Origin of the sequence: Streptomyces sp. SYP-A7185 (assembly GCF_046103685.1) — a bacterium.
Lineage (GTDB): Bacteria > Actinomycetota > Actinomycetes > Streptomycetales > Streptomycetaceae > Streptomyces.
In genome coordinates, this window is the sequence record NZ_CP122310.1 from 845,690 (window position 1) to 864,442 (window position 18,753).

Sequence of the window (18,753 nt, forward strand, 5' to 3'; positions counted from 1 at the left end):
CGGGAAGTCGGAAGGTACGAACGTACGCTCCCACCCCGCGTGGATCGCTCATGTTCCGGTCCCGGCGGGGTATTCGGAGGCGGTAACGGTGCCCGTCGCCCGTACGTCGGTCCACTTCGAGGGGGAAGTTCCATGCGTGTCGTCAAGCGCTGGCTCGACCAGAGCCTGATCACCCAAGCCGCCCTGATCTTCGTGCTGGGCGTGGGGGTCACCGCGCTGTTCCGCCCGGACGAGCACCCGGTCGTGTGGGTGATCCAGAGCGTGTTCTACTCCGCCATCGCCATGGCCTTCGTCGCCGTGCAGCGGCGCAAGGCCGGCCGGGCCGCCGGCACCGACGGGCGAGGGGTCGTCGAGCTCCACCGGAAGATCCGGCATCGCGAGGTGCCGCAGGAGCCGGAGGAGCGGGCATCCATGCGTCGGCTCGTCACCCACCAGCTGGGCCAGATGGAACGCGGCGGCCGGTGGCTGCCCTACTGGCTGGGCGCGCTGGTCCTGCTCGCCGTCGGCATGGTCGTCCTCGGGGCGGTGACCACCGGACTCTCGGCCATGCCGCTGGTCCTCGCGGGCGCCTTGATCGGGTTCTGCTGCTGGGCGCTGTGGATGCGCCGCCGCACCCTCGACCACTTCCGCCACATGGACTCGTCCTTGCGGCACACGACCACTACGGCCGCCTGAGACGCACGACGACTGCCCCGTGAGCCAGCGGGACGCCGGCGCCCGCCCCGTGAGCCACCGGCGTCCGGGGCTCGGCGTCCTCAGGTGACGGGGTCGCCCACCGCTCCGCCCGTCGCCGTACGGATCGCGTGGGCGTAGCGCCGGGAGACGGCCGCCACGCCGGCGAAGTCCGCCAGGTCGTCGGCGTCGGCCAGGAGAGCGGCGCCGATGTGCTCGTCGAGCACCCGGATGACTCCGGCGGAGGCGGCGGCGTGCATCCGCACCTCCAGGTCGTCGGCCGGACGGTCGAGACGGCCGCCGATGATCGCGCACATCTCCTGTTCCGTCTGGTCGCAGGCCATCAACCATGCCGTTCGCAGGGCGGGTTCCGTGTCCGCGAGACGGATCATCTTCACCGCGAGCATCTCGTCGGCGAGGTCGACGGGCGGCTTCGTGTGGCGGAACGCGGCCAGCTCCGTGGCCAGGTGGTCTTCGAGGGAGACCGCTCGGGGCCAACTGCGCAGCACGCTCAGCAGGGTGACGACGCCCTGCATGACGACCGGCTCGGCACAGCTTTCCTTGCTGCGGAAGTGCCGCCAGATCGTGCGCGTGGACAGCCCCACGGCCTCCGCGATCTGGTCGCCGCTCGTGGCGGCCACTCCCTGCTCCCAGAACAGGCGGGCCGCCTCCCGGGAGATCTCGAGGCGCAGCCGGGTGCGCCGCTGCTCGCTCATTCCTCCCGAGCCGCGCTTCTCCGTCGCCATACCGCCTCGCCGCCCTCCATCTCGTGCATCCTCAAGCGACATTATGTCACTAGATGACATAGAGCGATCCGTGGGGCTGTGGGCAGGACGTGTCCGGCTCGTGTGCGAGGTGGCGGTGGCCCCGGGGCGGGTGACGGCGGCCCTCGCGCCTGGGATAGCGTCCCTCTCCTTTGCGGAGCGAGAGGAACGTCGTGCGGTTGCAGGTGCGTGGGTGGGGTGCCCGTCGGTGGATCACGTTCGGGTTGGTCGCGTTCGGGACGTTGTTCACGGTCATCGGAGTGATCCTGGCGGGGGTGTCCATCTCCTTCCTGACGGATGCGGAGCGCGCCAAGGGCACGGTGGTGTCGCTGGAGTGGCGCACCGACCACAGCGGCTCGTCCCGCAAGACGCGGGGGAACGACGGGCCGGTGGCCTACCCCGTGGTCGAGTTCACGTCGGCGGACGGGAAGCCGCGGACCTTCGAGAGCTCGATGGGCTCCAATCCCCCGTCCTACGACCAGGGTGAGCGGGTCGACGTCCTCTACCGCGCGGATTCCCCCGAGGACGCGCGGATCGACGGGTTCGTCTCGCTGTGGCTGCTGCCGCTGATCTTCGGCGGAATCGGCCTGATCATCATCGGGGCCGGGACGGTCGTGGCGCTGGTGGGCCGAAGGCGTTCGTAGCCGCGGTCGACCGAGGGCCGCCGGTCATCTCTGCTTGGGGCGGCCGGTGGGCTCGGCGTGGGGTCGCCGGTGGTCTCGGCGTGCGTGGCCGGCGGTCGGCTGAAATTCGTGTGCGCCCGGAAGAGGCGCGCGTTATCGTCGGGCTCATGAACGTCACCGGCTTGTACACCACCGCGACCGCGCGAGCGCCCAGCTCGCCGGTTGCCGCCGCCTGACGTACCTCCCCTTTCCACCGGCGACCGGACACGGTCCGCCGGTGGTTCTCCGTGGCTCTCCCGTCCCGGCTCCGATGTGCGGACCCGTCGTCCGGTGCCTCCCCGCTGCACGCGAAGGAGCCACCCATGAACACCGTGAAGATGACCACCGAGGACGTCGTCCGCACGTTCGTCGAGTACTTCGAGGAGCGCGGCCACCGCAGGATCACCGGCTCGACGCTGCTGCCCCCGCCCGGCGACCCCGTGCTGTTCACCACCTCGGGCATGCATCCGCTCATCCCGTACCTGCAAGGACGGCCGCATCCTCTCGGCAGGCGGCTCGTCAACGTGCAGCGCTGTCTGCGCACCACCGACCTGGAGGAGGTCGGCGACCCCACCCACCTCACCGTCTTCGAGATGCTGGGCACCTGGTCGCTCGGCGACTACGAGGGACCGCAGAGCCTCGACTGGGGATACGACCTGCTCACCGAGGGGTTCGGCATCGATCCGCGGCTGTTGCACGCCACCGTCTTCGGCGGCGACGACCAGGTCGGTCCCGACACCGCCTCCCTGGAGTCGTGGCAGGAGCGCGGAGTTCCGGTGGAGCTCACCGTCGAGGACAACTGGTGGCCCAACGGCACCACCGGGCCGTGCGGACCCGACTCGGAGATCTTCCTCTGGACGGGCGACACCCCGCCCAAGTCCACGCCGACCGGCGACGACCGCTGGGTCGAGGTGTGGAACCACGTGATGATGCGCCACCGTCGGCTCGACGACGGGTCACTCGTACCGCTTACCCAGCGCAACGTCGACACCGGGCTCGGCCTGGAGCGGCTGGCCTCGCTGCTCCAGGGACAGACGTCGGTGTACGGAGGCGACCTCTTCGATCCGTGGCGTCGGCACCTGCCGGGGCTGTGGCAGCTGGACGAGCCGACGCTGCGGCTGGTCTGCGACCAACTCCGCTCGGCCATGGTGGTGATCGGCGACGGGGTGCGTCCTTCCAACACCGGGCGCGGCTATGTGCTGCGCCGACTCGTACGGCGTGTGCTCACCGTGCTGTGGCGGGACGACCCTTCGCGTCAACTGGTCGACCTGCCCGACGAGTTGGTGCGGCACACCGTGGACCATTTCCGTCAGGCCGTGGATCCGCACGAGGTGCGCGGCGTTCTGCTCGACGAGGAGCGACGGTTCCGGGGGCTCATCGAGCGGGGGCGGCAGGTGCTCGCCCGCCCGCGCTTCCGGGGTCCGATCGGCGAGGAGGACTTCCACTACCTCCACGACACCCACGGCCTGCCGCGCGATCTGGTCGTGGCCCTGCGTCAGGGCTGACGGGTGTCCGGCGCTTCGGGGGTGCTTCCCCCGTGCGCCTGGCGGCGCTGATCGGTCACCGTGCGCAGGACGTCGACCAGTGCCGCCACCGCCGGGCGCCGTTCGGCGGAGGCGCGGCACACCACGACCACGTGCCGTTCGATCCGCTCGCGCAGCCGCACCACGTCGAAGCGTGAGGCACGGAGGCCGAGCATCAACTCGGTCACCGTGCTCACGCCGATGCCCGCCTCCACGAGCGCCAGGGTCGCGGCGGTGTCGGTGACCTCGTGGCGCACGTCCGGTTCCAGACCCGCTCGGCGGCACGCGGTGCGCACGGCCCGCCCGTAGTAGCTGTCGGCCGACGGCAGGATCCACGCCAGGTCCCGGGTGTCGGCCAAGGCGGCGCGGTCGCGGCCCTCCATCCAGCCGGTGGGCACCGCAAGGGCGAAGCGCTCACGGTAGAGCCGGCTCACGCGCAGCGCGGCGTCACGCGGGATGGGCACGTCCGGATAGTCGAGGCCGAGCGCCAGGTCGACGCCTCCCGAGGCGACGGCGTCGTACACCTCGTCCACGTCCATGTCGCGGCTGTGCACGGCGAGTTCGGGGTGAGCCGCGTGCACCTGCCGCAGGGCGGGCGGCAGTATCTCGGCGGCGGCCGTGGCGAACAGGCCGACCACCAGGGTGCCGGTGACCGTGCCGCGACCGCGCTCCAGCTCCTCGACGGCCTCGGCCTCCGCGGCCAGGATCCGCTGGGCGTGCCGGGCCAGCGTGAGCCCGGCGTCGGTCAGCTCCACCCGGCGGCCCGCCCGGCACAGCAGGGGCGTCCCCGCCGCCCTCTCCAGCGCGGCGATCTGCTGGGAGACCCCGCCCGGGGTGTAGCCGAGGGCCTGGGCGACGGCGGTGACGGTGCCGCGCCGGGTCAGCTCCACCAGGGACCGCAGCTGCGCACTCGTCCAGTCCATGAGGCGACCGTACAGAGACCGTCAAAGATCAGGAGCAGAAACCGTTCATGGACGTCAACGGTCGGGCTGCGTCACGATGGCGGGCAGCCGGCTGATCTGCGCCCCGCGAGTTCCTGAGCCTTCTCCGCACCATGAGCATGAGCAAGTTTCTGACGGCCCTGCCGTGCACGTGAACTGATGCCCTTTCAGGGGCGTCGGTCCGGGCGCGGCCTCCGGAAGGGATCGGCTTCTTGTGCCCTCTTCACCGCGCCCGTCCTCCATACCGCGCCCGTCCTCCCCGCCGAGTCCTTCCTCCCCACCGGGTCCGTCCTCCCCTCGCGCGTCCGGCACCCCCGCCTTCCGCGCCCTTCCGTCGGCCGCCGATGTCGTGATCGTCGGAGGAGGCGTGATGGGCGCCTCCATCGCCTTCCACCTCGCCGAAGCGGGCGTGAGCGACGTCCTCGTGGTCGAACGCGGCGAACTCGCCTGCGGCAGCTCCGGCAAACCCATCGGCGGCGTACGCGCCCACTTCTCCGACCCGCTCAACATCGAGCTCGGCCGCCGCAGCCTGCGCGCCTTCCAGGACTTCCCGCACCGGCCCGGCGCCGACATCCGCCTGGACACCGTGGGCTACCTCTTCCTGCTCACCGGCGAGCGCCAGGCAGAGCAGTTCACCGAGAGCGTGCGGTTGCAGAACAGCCTCGGCGTGCCCAGCCGCATGATCGACGCCGCCGAGGCCCGACGCCTCTGCCCCTACCTGTCCACCGAGGGCCTGGTCGCCGCCGTCCACTCCCCCACGGACGGGCACGCCCGCCCCGGTCTGGTCGTGCACGGCTACGCCGACGCGGCGAGCGGGGCGGGCGTCCGCTTCGCCACGCACACCCGCGTGACCGGCATGGACACCACCGGCGACCGCGTCAGCGCCGTGCACACCGACCGTGGGACCGTCGGCTGCTCCACCGTGATCTGCGCGGCGGGAGCCTGGGCCGCGCAGCTCGGCTCCATGGTCGGCGTCGAGCTTCCCGTCCGGCCCGTGCGGCGCCAACTCGCCTTCACCGCGCCGCTGTCCCCGCAGGCCCCGCGCATCCCCTTCACCATCGACTTCACCTCGTCGGCCTACTTCCACAACAGCGACGACGGCCTGCTCCTCGGCCTCGCGGACCCCCGGCAGGCCGATGGCTTCGACACCACCTGGACCCCGGAGTGGCTCGACCTGTTCCAAGAAGTCGTACGCCACCGCGCCCCGGCCCTCGCCACGATGCCCCTCGCCGGTGGCTGGGCCGGCCTGTACGAGGTCACGCCCGACCACAACGCCCTGATCGGCCGCTCCGACGAGCCGTCCAACTTCCTTTACGCCACCGGCTTTTCGGGGCACGGTTTCCTCCAGGCACCGGCGGTCGGCGAGATCGTGCGCGATCTGTATCTGGGGCGTGCGCCCTGCGTCGACATCGCACCGATGAGCGTCGACCGCTTCCGGGCCGGGGCCGCGAGCCGTCCCGAGGCCCATGTCGTATGACCCCTGTCCCGTCCGAGCCGTCCTAGCCGTACGCATCCGAGTCGTCCGAAAGGCAGAACACTCATGATCAGCCAGTGGCGGCTGCGGGCCGCCTTCGCCGCACGGCTCTCGGAGATGTACGGACGGGAAGTCCCCGCCTACACCACCCTCGTGGACGTCTCGCGCGAGGTGAACGAGGAGACCCTGAGGGCGCGGGGCGCCGACGCCGAACGGCTGGGATCCATCGGCCGGGTCACCGCGGAGCGGCACGGCGCCATCCGTGTCGGCACCCCCGCCGAACTGCGCGACGTCGCCCGGATCTTCGGCGCGCTCGGCATGCGTCCCGTCGGGTTCTACGACCTGCGGGAGGCGGCCGCGAGCGCGGTGCCGGTCGTGTCGACGGCGTTCCGGCCGGTGGACGCCGACGAGTTGGCGCGCAATCCCTTCCGGGTCTTCACCTCCCTGCTCACACCCGCGGATCCGCGCTTCTTCGACGCCGACCTGCGCTCGCGCCTGGAGACCTTCCTCGCCGGGCGCGAGCTGTTCCCGCCGGAGCTGCTCACGCTGGCCGACCGGGCCGAGGCGGAGCGTGCGCTGCCCGAGGCGGATGCCGGGCGCTTCCTCCACCTCGCCGTGCGCGCCTTCGAGTTGTCCGCCGAACCGATCGACCGGTCCTGGTACGAGGAACTGGAGAGGGTCTCGGCGGTCGCCGCGGACATCGGGGGCGTCCGCTCCACCCACATCAACCACCTCACTCCGCGGGTCCTGGACATCGACGAGCTGTACCGGCGGATGACCGACCGCGGCATCGAGATGATCGACACCATCCAGGGTCCACCCGCCTGGAAGGGACCTGACCTGCTCCTGCGCCAGACGTCCTTCCGCGCCCTGGCCGAACCGCGCGCCCTGCGTCTGGCCGACGGCAGCGTCACGCGCGGCGCCCTGCGGGTGCGGTTCGGCGAGGTCGAGGCCCGCGGCATCGCCCTGACCCCGGCGGGCCGCGCCCTCTACGACCGCCTGCTCACCCTCGTGGACGAGGAGTGCGCCCGGCGCCCCGCAGCCGACCGCGCCGAAACGGCCCGCGCCCTGTGGACCGCGCACGTCCCGGCCACCGAACGTGAACTGGCCGCCCAGGAGCTGGCCTACTTCACCTACCGCGCCGAGCCCGACCGGCCGCGCGACGGGACGCAGCCCCCGACCACCCTCGGCGAGCTGGAGAGCCGGGGCTGGCTGCGGGCCGAGCCCATCGTGTACGAGGACTTCCTGCCGCGCTCCGCCGCCGGCATCTTCCAGTCCAACCTCAGCGGCGAGGGCTCCCGGCACACCGGACAGGAGGGCGCCGCGTACGACGACGCCTGGCTGTCCGGGGCCATGGACCGCGAGGTCATCGACCCGTTCGCCCTGTACGCGGATCAACAGCGCCTGTCGATCGCCCGGGCAGGACGCGAACTGGGCATCGACGTCCAGGCCGGGCCCGGGCCCCGCTGACTTCCTCCGTGTTCGTCCTCAGCCCGTCCGCACACCTCACCCAGGGAGCGCCATGACCGGCACCACCGCCCTGCCCACCACCGACGACCTGCGCACCCGTGCCCGTACGAGCCTGCGGCGCGTCGGCGTGACCGTCCCGGAGGGCGGCGCCCTGCGGGCCCGCACACCCATCACGGGCGAGGACCTCTTCGGGCTGACGGCGTCGAGCGCGGTCGACGCCGACGACGCCGTGGCCGCCGCCCGCGAGGCGTTCCTCGCCTGGCGCACCACACCGGCCCCGCGCCGCGGCGAACTGGTGCGCCGCCTGGGCGAGTTGCTGCGCGACCACCAGAGCGACCTGGCGGACCTGATCACGATCGAAGCGGGCAAGATCCGCTCCGAGGCGCTGGGCGAGGTCCAGGAGATGATCGACATCTGCGAATTCGCCGTCGGTCTCTCGCGCCAGCTCTACGGGCGCACCATCGCCTCCGAGCGCCCCGGCCACCGCCTCGCCGAGACCTGGCATCCGCTGGGCGTGGTCGGCGTGATCTCCGCGTTCAACTTCCCCGCCGCGGTCTGGTCCTGGAACACGGCGGTGGCCCTGGTCTGCGGTGACACCGTGGTCTGGAAGCCGTCCGAGCTGACCCCGCTGATCTCGCTGGCCTGCGACCGGCTCCTCGCCCGGGCGGCGGAGGAGGTCGGCGCGCCCCGCGACGTGCACCGGCTGCTGCTCGGTGACCGGGCCGTGGGCGAGCGGCTGGTCGACGATCCGCGTGTCGCGCTGCTCAGCGCCACCGGATCCACCCGCATGGGCCGGGAGGTCGGCCCCCGGGTGGCCGCGCGCTTCGGGCGCAGCCTGCTGGAACTCGGCGGCAACAACGCCGCGGTCGTGGCGCCGTCGGCCGACCTGGACCTGGCGGTGCAGGGCATCGTCTTCGCGGCGGCGGGGACGGCGGGCCAGCGGTGCACCACGCTGCGCCGCCTCATCGTCCACCGCGACATCGCCGACACCCTCCTCGCGCGTCTCACCGCCGCGTACGGCAAGCTCCCCATCGGTGACCCGTTCGACGAGAGCACCCTGGTCGGTCCGCTCATCTCGACCGCCGCCCTCGACCGCATGCGGGACGCGCTCAGCCGCGTACAGGCGCAGGGCGGCAAGGTCCTCGCCGGGGGCAACCGGCGCCTGGCGGACGTGGCGCCACGGGCCGCCTACGCCGAGCCGGTCATGGTCCGCGTCGACGAGCAGACCGACGTCGTACGCCAGGAGACCTTCGCCCCCATCCTGTACGTGCTCACCTACGACTCCCTGGAGGAGGCCGTCGCGCTGCACAACGACGTCGCGCAGGGTCTTTCCTCCAGCATCTTCACCCGCGACCAGCAGGAGGCCGAGCTCTTCCTGTCCTGCGAGGGGTCCGACTGCGGCATCGCCAACGTCAACATCGGGACGTCCGGGGCCGAGATCGGGGGCGCGTTCGGCGGCGAGAAGGAGACGGGCGGAGGCCGCGAGTCCGGCTCGGACGCCTGGCGCGCGTACATGCGCCCGGCCACCAACACCATCAACTACTCCGGCCGCCTGGCCCTGGCCCAGAACGTCAGCTTCCTCTGACCGAACGGGGCCGGCCCCGTCAGGAGCTCACGCGATCCACCGCTCGTTGCTCCGGTGCCGGTCAAGGCCCACGGCCGTGAACTCGTCCTGCCCGGGGGCCGCGACCGCACCCAGCCGCCGCAGCGCCCGGGAGATCGGGCTGCCCTCGGGCGGCGACGCCTGCCCCTCCGGCTCGTGGAGCGGCCCCAGCACGACTGCGCCCCCGTCCCAGACGACCGCCGTCTGTTCACCCGCGCCGCCGAAGTACTCGGCCTCGACGTACGCGAGCGGCCCGGCGGCTGACCACGTGGCGAGGGTTTCCGCGAACCCTGCTCGCAGCTGCCAGAAGCCCAGAGCGCCGTCCTCACCGCCCTTTGCGAGGGAGTCGAGGAAGGCGTCCGTCATCGGCATCAGCGACAGGCCCTGCCCGATCGAAGCCAGCCGGGCGGCAGGCAGCTCCCGCGACGCGGTGCGCAGCATCTCGCCGCCGATCACTGCTTGCAGGTCGTATCCCATTCCCACTCCTTCTGCGACGGCGAAAGACCTCATGCTGTCGCACGGGTGGAGGCCGGGGAAGTGCGGATCAAGGGGTGAAGGTGATGTCGGCGGCGAGGGGGAGGTGGTCGCTGGTGGTGGCCGGGAGCGTGCGGACGTGGGTGACGGTGGCCGCGCGGGTCATGACGTGGTCGATCCGGGCCACGGGGAAAGCCGTCGGCCAGCTGAAGGCGGAGAATTCCCGGCCCACGGAGTCCAGCCGGGCCGTGACCGGGTCGAGGCCGCGGTCGTCCACCGTGCCGTTGAGGTCACCGAGGAGGATCACCTTCTGCCGTTTCTCGGCGGCCAGTTCCGCGCCCAGCAGACCGGCGCTCTCGTCGCGTCGCCCGGAGGTCAGACCGCGCGCCTGGACACGCACCGAGGGCAGGTGCGCCACGTACACCGCGACCTCGCCCCACGGCGTACGGGCACTCGCCCGCAGCCCGCGGTTCCAGTCCGTGCCGACGCCTTGCGGCCTGATGTCCACCGCCCGGACGTCGGCCAGGGGGTACTTCGACCACAGGCCGACCGTGCCCCGCACGGCCCGGTGGGGATAGCGTGCCGCCAGTTCCCTCGCGTACGCCGGCCGGGCGGCCGGTGTCAGTTCCTCCAGGGCGATGAGATCAGGTCCGGACTCACTCAGAGCGCGGGCGGTGCCCGCCGGGTCGGTGTTCACGTCGCTGACGTTGTGCTGGACGGCCGTGATGTCATGGGCGCCACGGTCCCCGGCGACCACCCGCCCGCCGAAGAGGAATCCCCAGACGGCGGCCGGCCACAGCAGCGCCACCAGAGCCACGGCCGATCGGCGCAGCAAGGCCAGGACCAGCAGAAGGGGCACGGCCAGACCGAGCCAGGGCAGGAACGTCTCCAGGAGGCTGCCCAGGCGTCCGACCCTGTTGGGCACGGCGGAGTGGAACGCCAGCAGGGCCGCGGTCACGACGGCGAGCGCCGCGAGGACGCGGCCGCGCGCCCAGGGCGAGCGGCCCGTCGCCTCCGCTCCCCACCGCAGCAGGCCGCCGGCCCTGGGCCACCGCCGCAGGCGCGCCCTCCGTGACTCCGTCGTTCCCGGCGTTCCCGGCGCGCTGCCGCCGTCCACCCGCTCCACTCCGCGCACCCGTCTTCCGTGTTCCGCCCGCTCCCCGGACGTGAGCGCGGCTGGCCAGAAGGACGCCCCCGTCGGGTGACCGGGTTGCGGCCGACGGATGCGGATCGTGCCGGCAGCGGGAACACTGAGGTGACGTGCGTTCGTACGCGCGTCCGCACCCAAACGCCCGTTCCCGTCGAAGGGACCTGCCGTGGCCGACCTCTACGCCCTCGTCGGGGAGCACCTCGAAAAGGCCCGCACCGCCGCACACGGGCGCAGCGCCGAGCTGCTCCTGCACGACGGCCCACTGCGGCAGAGCCTCATCGTGCTCACCACCGGGACCGAGCTGGGCGAGCACGACACGCCGCGGGCCGCCACCCTGTTCGTCCTGCGCGGCCGGGTCGGTCTCACCACCGGCAGCGACACGCTCGAACTGGGCGAGGGCGAGTTCGCGCCCATCCCGCACGAGCGGCACGGCCTGACCGCGCTCGACGACTCGGCGGTCGTCCTGACGGCCGTCACCGAGGTCTGAGCCGGCGGACCCGCGCTAGTGCGCCGCGACGGCCTTGAGCCACTCCTCCACGGCCATGACCTCCGCCCACTGCGGGAACAGCTTGCGGACCAGGAGTTCGTGCACCTCGGGGTCCAGGTCGAGGCAGGCGTCCGACAGCACGGTCAGCCCGAGGTCGTGGTCGTTGGCGTGACACGCGGTGTGCAGGACGACGCCGCTGGTGGCGATGCCCGTGAGCACGAGGTGGTCGATGTCGCGCGCCCTGAGCACCAGGTCCAGGTCGCTGCCGGAGAACGCGCTGCCGCGCCGCTTGGTGATCACAATTTCGCCCGGCCGGGGCGCGATGTCGGGATGGATCTCGCTGCCCGGCCCGCCCTCGACGTGCAGACCCGCCCGCACCACCGCGGTGAGCGCCTTGTTGCGGGGGCTGACGTCGGGGCGGTCCGGCCGTAACCCGATGGCCACGTAGATCACGGGGATGTCCGCCGCGCGTGCGCCGTCGATCGCCCGGCGCAGGCCAGGCAGATAATCCGGGCCGGCGTCGGCGAGGCCGACGATCTCGCGCTGGACGTCCATGACGAGGAGGGCGCTGTTCGCCGCCATGCTCGTGGTCCCTTCGTCTCTCGGTTCTTCCGCGGGGCCCGCCCAGTCCACCCCGTCCGTGCCGCCGGGACAAGGTCACCTCCGGCCAGTGCGATCATGGCGCGTGATGACTGCCGACCAAAAGCACGCCGAGCCCGAGCCCACGGGGGACGGGTGGCCGGACGTGCCGGGTGAGACCGCGCTGACCATCAAGGTGCCGGCGGCCGATCCGCTGGTCCGGGCGGGGTTCCCGGCCCATGTGACGGTGCTCTACCCCTTCGTGCACGCGAGCCGCATCGACGCCGCGGCCCACCGCGAGCTGTCCGCCCTCTTCGCCGCGCATGACGCCTTCACGCTGACCTTCGCCGAGTTCGCCCGCTACCCCGGCGTGCTCTACCTCGACCCGTGGCCGCACGCCCCCGTCACGGCCCTGACCAAAGCCCTCCAGGACCGCTGGCCGGACGCGGTGCCCTACCGGGGGATATTCGACCCTCCGCTCGCCCCGCACCTGACGCTCGCGAACAGCGAGGGCCCCGCGACCCAGGACGCGGTGTATGACGCATTGGAGGCCGAACTGGCGCCCCGGCTGCCGCTGAGCTGCCGGGTCCGCGCGGTCCATCTGATCGCCTGGGACGGCACACGCTGGCAGGACCGCGCCGCGTACCGCCTTCGCTGAGGGCCGCACGCCGGCCGCGGCGGCGAGGGCCGCGCCCCGCGGCCCGAGATGCGGGAGCACTCGTTCAGGGATATGCCTGATGCATCGGAATTCATCCGCGGCCTCGCGGATTCCGTGAAAGGGGCACCCTCCATGGACGACTACCCGCTGCTGAACCTGTTCCTGACGATGCTGTACCTCTTCCTGTGGATCATGTGGTTCTTCCTGCTGTTCAAGGTGATCACGGACCTGTTCCGCGATCACACGCTCAGCGGCTGGTGGAAGGCGGGCTGGCTCATCTTCGTGCTGGTCTTCCCGTTCCTCGGCGTCTTCGTCTACCTCATCGCCCGTGGACGCAGCATGGGCGAGCGGGACGTGGCCCAGGTCAAGGAACAGGAACAGGCGTTCCGTGCCTACGTGCAGAAGGCGGCGGGCTCGGGCCCCGGCGGCGGCCACGTCGACGAGCTGGCGAAGCTCGCCGAGCTCAAGAAGAGCGGTGACCTGACCGCCGAGGAGTACGAGAAGGCCAAGGAGAAGATCCTCGCCTGAGCCGTGCTCCCGCCCCCGGGCGCGGTGCTACGGCCGTCGGCCGCCCACGCGTACGGGAAGCTTCTGCACGCTGTTGCCCACGAAGGACGCGTGGCGGGGCAGTTCGGGCTCCGGGACCGCGAGGTCGAGGTCGGGGAAGCGGGTGAAGAGCTGCTCCAGGGCGATGGTGGCCTCCATGCGGGCCAGCGGGGCGCCCATGCAGAAGTGCGCGCCGTGGCCCAGGGACAGGTGCCGGGTGGTGGTGTTGTCGCGGGTGACGTCGAAGCGGTCGGCGTCGGGGCCGTGGGCCTGCCGGTCGCGGCCCGCCGCGGAGTAGCCGGCCAGCACAGGGGTGCCCTGGGGGATGACGGTGCCGTCGAGCGTGAGGTCACGGGTGGGGTACCGGAAGGGGAAGTAGCTGACGGGGCTGTCCCAGCGCAGGGTCTCCTCGACCACGTCCGCCCAGCTCACCTTGCCGGACTGCGCCAGGGCGAGCTGCTCGCGGTGGGTGCACAGGGCGCGTACGGCGTTGGTGATGAGGTTCAGCGTGGTCTCGTGACCGGCGATGATCGTGAGCATCAGGGTGCCCAGGAGCTCGTGCGGGCTGAGCCGGTCGCCGTTCTCCTCCCGGGCCGCGATCAGGGCGGTGGTCAGGTCGTCCCCCGGGTCCGCCGCGCGGGCGGCGGCGACCGCGCCGAGTACCTCCACCATCTCCTTGTTGGCCGCCATGGCCTCCTGGGGGCCGATGTCGGTGGCGACGATCTGGTTCGACAGATGGTGCAGCCGGTCGTGGTACTCCGCGTCCACGCCCAGGAGTTCGCAGATGACCCCCATGGGCAGCGGCAGCGCGAAGTGCTTCCGCAAGTCCGCGACGCCCTCACCGTCGGCGGCCGCGCGGTCGAGGCCGTCGAGCAGCTCGGTCGTCAGGGCCATGATCCGCGGCTGGAGTTCCGCCACCCGGCGCGCGGTGAACGCCTTGCCCATCAAGGAGCGCAGCCTGCGGTGGTCGGTGCCGTCGGCGGTCGTCATGCCCTGCACCGTCGCGAACGTCTTCAGCGGCCAGCCGTCGGGTATCTCACCCGCCTGGAGGGCGGCGAAGTGCCGGGCGTTCTTCGCGACGTCGGGGTGGGCGAGGAATTCCTTGAGCGCGTCGTGGCCCAGGACCGCCATGCCCTGGACGTCACCGGGCAGGACCACGGGGGCGACGGCGCCGCCCGCCAGGAGGCGGGCGTTGTCCGCGTGCGGGCAGCCGCCGGCCGGGTCGAAGCGGTGCGGCTGGCTGGCTGCGGTGTTCACCGGTGGCGTGTTCAACGGGCTCTCCTGGGCGAGGGGGCGGATCGGCGGCGGGTGTGCGGGGCCGGCAGGGCGGGTGCTCAGAGCACGGCTTGCGGCTCCGGCGACGGGGCGGGGTGCTGGGCGAGGACCGGGGCGGTGAAGCTGACCGGGAGGGCGGCCAGTCCCTTGCTCCAGGGCGACTTGATCCACTCCAGGTCGCCCTGCGGGATGGCCAGTTCGAGGTCGGGCAGCCGGTGGCGGATCGTGTCCACGGCCGTGCGGGTGATGAGCCGGGCGGGGTCCTGGGCGGGGCAGATGTGCGGGCCCGCGCCGAACGCCAGGTGCGAGCGGTTGCCCACGACCGGAGTGCCGTCGTCCGGGAGGATCTGCGGATCCGCGTTGGCGCCGGCCAGACCGAGGATGAGCATGTCGCCGGTGCGGATGGACTGCCCGCCGAAGGTCATGTCGCGGGTGGCGTAGCGGGCGGGGAAGTTCTGCGTGGGCGGGAAGCGCCACAGGACCAGGTCGAGCGCGTCGTCCACGCTGAGGTGGCCGCCGGTCAGCGAGGAGCGGAACTGCGGGTCGCACAGCAGGATGCGCAAGGTGGTGGCGATCCAGTTGACGGTGGTCTGGTTGCCCGCGACGAACATGACCACGAGGTTGTGCAGGACCTCTTCGTCGCTGAGCTGGGCGGGGTGGTGCAGCAGGGCCGACGTGACATCGTTGCCGCGGTGGCGTCGCTTCTCCTCGATCAGCTGGAGCAGGATGGCGCCCATGCGCTTGCTGGCGTCGGCGGCGGCGCTGGTGGCCGAGACCGTGCCGGCCACGGCCTCCACCAGCTGACGGCCGGTCCCCTCGTCCAGGCCGAGCAGCGCGGTGATGACGCGCATGGGCAGCTTGCGCGCGTAGTCGGCCACCAGGTCGGCCTCGCTGCGCTCCGCGAACGAGACGATCACCTGCTCGGCCTCGGCCCGTACGGAGCGGCGCAGTTCGTGGCCGTTGATCCCGGCGAGCGCGGCGGAGACGGCGGCGCGCATCCTGCGGTGCTGCTGGCCGTCGGCGAACAGCAGGGCGGGCCGCCAGCCGACCATGGGCAGGATCGGCGAGTCGGCGGGCACCCGGCCTTCGCGCAGCAGGCTCCAGCGGCGGGGGTCGTGCGAGAAGTCCTGCTCGTCGCGGGTGAGCTGGAGCAGTTCGCGGTGGCCGATGACCAGCCAGGCGTCGACGCCGGGGGCGATGGCCACGGGCGCCACCGGTCCGTGGGCGCCGCGCAGTTGCTCGTACAGGGCGGGCATGGTGTCGCCGTCGAGGTCGGGTCCGTACAGCGCGGCCGCCGGTGCCGGGGCTCCGGTGACCGGGCAGCGGGAGGGCGGTCCGGCCGCGGCGTGGGGCGAGGTCATGGGGTCTCCGTGGCGAGGTGGATGAGGTGCTGGACGAGCGCGATCAGTGCCCGGACCGAGGACGCGGGGTCGCGTGCGTCACAGGTCACCACGGGAGTGCCGGGAAGCAGGTCCAGGGCGGCGCGCAGGTCGTCGACGTCGTGCTGCGGGCTGCCGGGGAAGATGTTGACGGCCACCGCGAAGGGCAGCCCGAGATCCTCCAGGTTGCCCAGGGCGTCGAAGGCCGCCTCCAGGTCCCGTGTGTCCACCAGGGCCAGGGCGCCGAGCGCGCCCTTGGCCAGGTCCCGCCAGGCGGGCAGGAACCGCTGCTGGCCGGGGGTGCCGAACAGGTAGAGCACCAGCTCGCCGTCGATGGTCATGCGGCCGAAGTCAAGGGCCACGGTCGTGGTCGTCTTGCCGCCCGTCACGACCGTGTCGACCCGGGCGCCCGCCTGGGTCATGACGGCCTCGGTGGACAGGGGTTTGATCTCCGAGACGGTGCCGATCAGGGTGGTCTTGCCGACCCCGAGCGGTCCGACGACCAGGATCTTCGCGGCGCCCGCGACGCTGGAGGTGAGGTACTTGCCGGACGCGGCGTCCGCGGCCGCGTGGCCGGCCGGTCGCGGGGTCCCGGACGCCGGGGACGGCGCGTCAGAGGCGGCTTTCGAGACCATGGAGGACCTTTCTGAGCATGGTCACATCGGTGTATTCGGCCGGAGGCACGGGCGGCCGGGTCACGATGAGTCCCCATTCGAGGAGATCGCAGAGCAGCGCCTGGACGACCGAGGGCGGCTGGCCGATGTGGGCGGCCACCTCGGCCACCGACAGGAGTCCTTGGCAGTGCGCCAGGATGGTCTGGTGCTCGGGCTGGAGCGAGGAGGGGAACGCCGCGTCCGTCGCCATCACCAGGGACTCCCAGGCCAGCGCCTCGGTGTCGGATGCCGCCCGGCCGCGAGTGATCACGTACGGGCGGACGGCCGAGGCCATCGGTTCCTCCGGCCGCGGGCCCGTCATGACGTCGCGGCGGCCGGATCCCGCGGCTGGCTGCTCAGGTGCGAGCCGATCTTCACCACGAGCAGCTGCATCTGCTGGGCCACCAGACCGATGTCCGCCTGGAGGTCGGTGGCGACGCCCAGGTGTGCGCCCACGCCGGCGTGCGTGAACAGCACGAAGCCGTGGTCGGACTCCAGCATCAGCTGCCGTACGTCGGCGCCGGACCCGAAGAGCAGCGCGGTCGTGGACCTGCCCGTCATGGTCATCGCCGCGCAGGCCGCGGAGAGGGACTCGGCTTCGGCGACGCTCAGGTCGGACACCGGTCCCGAGAGATTCTCCGCGGAGGCGTGTCCGAGCCGCAGGCCGTCCTCGGAGACCACCACGCTGTGCCGGACCCCGGGGATCTCGATCAGCGGGCGGAGCATCCAGCCCAGGTCGGGAAGGGGGGTGATGATTCCGGTCACTGCCGGCCTCCGTCTTGCTCGTCGGGGGTGGGGAGTTGGGACGATGTCGCGGCCTGCGAGGACTCGGCCGGCGGGTTCGGCTCGTGCGGCGTGAACCGCTCCGCGTCGAGGGCCGCGCGGCCGCGCAGCGAACCGGACACGACGCTGGCGATCGACGCGCGCGCCGCCTCCGGCGTCCAGGGGGTCGTGGGCGCGGCCGGGGGCGCCTGCCGGTTCTCGGGCACCGGCCGGCGGGGAGTGCCGGGCGCCGCTTGGCGCCGGTTGCGCCGCCGGGGCAGGCCGGCCGCCGTCTCACGCTCGGGAGGCACGCCGGGTGTCGGCCGGACGGCCGCATCCGGCTGCTCGGCGGGGTCGTGCCGGTCGTAGGGCTCCTGCGGCAGGGACCGGTCGTACGGCCCGTGCGGTGCGGGCTGGTCGAACCGCTCCTGGTGGACGGGCTGTTCGGGCACGCGTGGCGCGGCGGGCCGGGGCGCGGGCTCGGCCGGCTGCTGCGGGGGCAGCGGGTGGGCGCCCGTGCGGTGGGAGCCCGTGAGCTGCGAGGGCGGTTCGGTCAGCAGGCGGAAGGGCACGAACGTCACCGCACGGGTGCCGCCGTAGGCCGAGGCGCCGCTGAGCTCGACGTTGAAGCCCAGCTCGCGGCTCCAGCGGCCCACGCAGGCCAGGCCCAGGCGCGGCACCGCGCCGAGGCGGGCCAGGTCCTGGTCGTCGCGGAGCTGGCCCATCGCCCGGTGCAGCACGTCCGGCGGCATCCCGAGCCCGGCGTCGTCGATCTCCAGGACCGCACCGGCTCCCACCTCGCGGATGGTGACCACGACCTGGGAGCGCGAGGGCGAGAACACCGTGGCGTTCTCCAGGAGTTCGGCGATGGCGTGCATCAGCCCTTCGACCGCGGGCGGCACGGCGTACAGGGTCTGTCCGCCGTGCACCTCGATGCGGCCGTACTCCACGATCCGCGACTGTGCGCCGCGCACGCAGTCGTAGAGGGAGACCGGCCGTGTCTCGCGGCGGGCGGGCCAGATGCCGCACATCACCAGGAGCGTCTGCGCCTTGCGGGTCATCTGCGCGGCGGCGTGGTCGGCCTTCATCACCTCGCCCATGAGGTGCGGGTCGTCGATGGAGCGCTCGACCCGGTCGAGGACCTGCTGCTGCACGGTGGCCATCGCGTGCATGGTGCGGGCGACGGACTCGAAGGCGGCCTGCACCGAGTCGCGCAGGCCGCGCTCGCGCCGCACCGCCTCGTCCGACCCCAGGGCGACGGTCACGGCCGACAGCGCCCGGGCGAACTCCTCACCGGTCTCGGCCGGCGCCGCCAGCGGCCCCGGCACGCCCTCCAGCCGCTGCCCGGCCCGTACGCGCTCGGCGATCGCCGGAAGGCGCACCCCGGCGAGGTGGGTGATCTCGGCCTCCCGGACCGCTGCGAGCCGCTCCTGGCGGGCGCGGTCGGCCCGCTCGGCGGACAACTGCCGGACCAGCACCATGACCCAGGCGAGCAGCAGCACCGCGACCGCGGCGCAGCCGCCGGCAAGCACCTGGCGCCACTCCGCCGCGGCGTCCAGGGCGGCGAGGACCGCACCGGCGATCGCGAGGATCACCGCCATCAGCCAGACGACGGCCTCGCGGCCCACGGAGCCGCGCTTGAGACGGCTCACCACGGCGTACTTGCCCCGGCGATCCTGCA

At 72.6% G+C, this 18,753-nt stretch carries 20 protein-coding genes; 9 read left to right on the forward strand and 11 right to left on the reverse strand.

Annotated elements, in window-relative coordinates:
- The first annotated feature begins 132 nt into the window (after window positions 1-132).
- Entirely contained in the window at window positions 133-675 is a 543-nt protein-coding gene (locus QBL25_RS03620) for a hypothetical protein (RefSeq protein WP_409055497.1), read from the forward strand.
- An 80-nt stretch (window positions 676-755) separates the two neighbouring features.
- On the opposite strand, the gene QBL25_RS03625 is transcribed toward QBL25_RS03620, so the two are convergent.
- Complete coding sequence (locus QBL25_RS03625) at window positions 756-1,418, reverse strand: TetR/AcrR family transcriptional regulator (protein ID WP_409055498.1); 663 nt, start codon at window positions 1,416-1,418, stop codon at window positions 756-758.
- A gap of 203 nt (window positions 1,419-1,621) precedes the next feature.
- Here QBL25_RS03625 and QBL25_RS03630 point away from each other — a divergent pair, with 203 nt between their 5' ends.
- Window positions 1,622-2,080 (forward strand): DUF3592 domain-containing protein, encoded by a 459-nt coding sequence (locus QBL25_RS03630; RefSeq protein WP_409062537.1) that lies wholly within the window; start codon window positions 1,622-1,624, stop codon window positions 2,078-2,080.
- A 356-nt stretch (window positions 2,081-2,436) separates the two neighbouring features.
- A complete protein-coding gene (locus QBL25_RS03635) occupies window positions 2,437-3,603 on the forward strand; it encodes an alanine--tRNA ligase-related protein (protein ID WP_409062538.1) in 1,167 nt (388 codons plus the stop codon).
- On the opposite strand, the gene QBL25_RS03640 is transcribed toward QBL25_RS03635, so the two are convergent.
- Window positions 3,594-4,544 (reverse strand): LysR family transcriptional regulator, encoded by a 951-nt coding sequence (locus QBL25_RS03640; protein ID WP_409055499.1) that lies wholly within the window; start codon window positions 4,542-4,544, stop codon window positions 3,594-3,596. The two genes, QBL25_RS03635 and QBL25_RS03640, sit on opposite strands and share 10 nt — an antisense overlap.
- Window positions 4,545-4,911: 367 nt before the next feature.
- Here QBL25_RS03640 and QBL25_RS03645 point away from each other — a divergent pair, with 367 nt between their 5' ends.
- The 3 genes from QBL25_RS03645 (at window position 4,912) to QBL25_RS03655 (ending at window position 9,091) form a co-directional block, all read left to right on the forward strand.
- The gene (locus tag QBL25_RS03645; protein WP_409055500.1) at window positions 4,912-6,039 is read left to right on the forward strand and encodes an NAD(P)/FAD-dependent oxidoreductase; all 1,128 of its coding nucleotides are present in this window, start codon (window positions 4,912-4,914) and stop codon (window positions 6,037-6,039) included.
- A gap of 63 nt (window positions 6,040-6,102) precedes the next feature.
- Entirely contained in the window at window positions 6,103-7,506 is a 1,404-nt protein-coding gene (locus tag QBL25_RS03650) for a 2-oxoadipate dioxygenase/decarboxylase family protein (protein WP_409055501.1), read from the forward strand.
- 52 nt (window positions 7,507-7,558) lie between these two features.
- Window positions 7,559-9,091: an aldehyde dehydrogenase family protein gene (locus QBL25_RS03655; protein ID WP_409055502.1), complete on the forward strand. Its 1,533-nt coding sequence runs from the start codon at window positions 7,559-7,561 to the stop codon at window positions 9,089-9,091.
- Window positions 9,092-9,118: 27 nt separating this feature from the next.
- Here the strand turns inward: QBL25_RS03655 and QBL25_RS03660 are convergent, their stop codons facing one another.
- Together QBL25_RS03660 and QBL25_RS03665 are read right to left on the reverse strand one after the other, a co-directional pair.
- Window positions 9,119-9,586, reverse strand: a complete 468-nt coding sequence (locus QBL25_RS03660; RefSeq protein ID WP_409055503.1) for a hypothetical protein — start codon at window positions 9,584-9,586, stop codon at window positions 9,119-9,121.
- Window positions 9,587-9,653: 67 nt separating this feature from the next.
- The gene (locus QBL25_RS03665; RefSeq protein ID WP_409062539.1) at window positions 9,654-10,709 is read right to left on the reverse strand and encodes an endonuclease/exonuclease/phosphatase family protein; all 1,056 of its coding nucleotides are present in this window, start codon (window positions 10,707-10,709) and stop codon (window positions 9,654-9,656) included.
- Window positions 10,710-10,899: 190 nt separating this feature from the next.
- Between QBL25_RS03665 and QBL25_RS03670 the strand changes: the two genes are divergently transcribed.
- Complete coding sequence (locus QBL25_RS03670) at window positions 10,900-11,220, forward strand: cupin (protein WP_409055504.1); 321 nt, start codon at window positions 10,900-10,902, stop codon at window positions 11,218-11,220.
- Window positions 11,221-11,235: 15 nt separating this feature from the next.
- Here QBL25_RS03670 and QBL25_RS03675 read toward each other — a convergent pair whose 3' ends face one another.
- Window positions 11,236-11,802, reverse strand: coding sequence for a cysteine hydrolase family protein (locus QBL25_RS03675; RefSeq protein WP_409055505.1), 567 nt, complete (start codon window positions 11,800-11,802; stop codon window positions 11,236-11,238).
- 106 nt (window positions 11,803-11,908) lie between these two features.
- Here QBL25_RS03675 and QBL25_RS03680 point away from each other — a divergent pair, with 106 nt between their 5' ends.
- Both QBL25_RS03680 and QBL25_RS03685 read left to right on the forward strand, forming a co-directional pair.
- A complete protein-coding gene (locus QBL25_RS03680) occupies window positions 11,909-12,457 on the forward strand; it encodes a 2'-5' RNA ligase family protein (protein ID WP_409055506.1) in 549 nt (182 codons plus the stop codon).
- A 132-nt stretch (window positions 12,458-12,589) separates the two neighbouring features.
- Window positions 12,590-12,985, forward strand: coding sequence for an SHOCT domain-containing protein (locus QBL25_RS03685; RefSeq protein WP_409055507.1), 396 nt, complete (start codon window positions 12,590-12,592; stop codon window positions 12,983-12,985).
- Between the two features lie 27 nt (window positions 12,986-13,012).
- On the opposite strand, the gene QBL25_RS03690 is transcribed toward QBL25_RS03685, so the two are convergent.
- From QBL25_RS03690 to QBL25_RS03715, 6 genes are all read right to left on the reverse strand, one after another.
- Entirely contained in the window at window positions 13,013-14,275 is a 1,263-nt protein-coding gene (locus tag QBL25_RS03690; RefSeq protein ID WP_409055508.1) for a cytochrome P450 family protein, read from the reverse strand.
- 62 nt (window positions 14,276-14,337) lie between these two features.
- A complete protein-coding gene (locus QBL25_RS03695; protein WP_409055509.1) occupies window positions 14,338-15,639 on the reverse strand; it encodes a cytochrome P450 in 1,302 nt (433 codons plus the stop codon).
- On the reverse strand, window positions 15,636-16,292 hold the full coding sequence (locus QBL25_RS03700; RefSeq protein WP_409055510.1) for a GTP-binding protein: 657 nt from the start codon (window positions 16,290-16,292) through the stop codon (window positions 15,636-15,638). Before QBL25_RS03700 ends, QBL25_RS03695 begins: the two co-directional genes overlap by 4 nt.
- Window positions 16,270-16,632 (reverse strand): DUF742 domain-containing protein, encoded by a 363-nt coding sequence (locus QBL25_RS03705; protein ID WP_409055511.1) that lies wholly within the window; start codon window positions 16,630-16,632, stop codon window positions 16,270-16,272. The genes QBL25_RS03700 and QBL25_RS03705 overlap by 23 nt, the downstream gene beginning before the upstream one ends.
- Entirely contained in the window at window positions 16,629-17,075 is a 447-nt protein-coding gene (locus QBL25_RS03710; RefSeq protein WP_409055512.1) for a roadblock/LC7 domain-containing protein, read from the reverse strand. The genes QBL25_RS03705 and QBL25_RS03710 overlap by 4 nt, the downstream gene beginning before the upstream one ends.
- The gene (locus QBL25_RS03715) at window positions 17,072-18,673 is read right to left on the reverse strand and encodes an ATP-binding protein (protein WP_409062540.1); all 1,602 of its coding nucleotides are present in this window, start codon (window positions 18,671-18,673) and stop codon (window positions 17,072-17,074) included. Before QBL25_RS03715 ends, QBL25_RS03710 begins: the two co-directional genes overlap by 4 nt.
- Window positions 18,674-18,753: the final 80 nt, after the last annotated feature.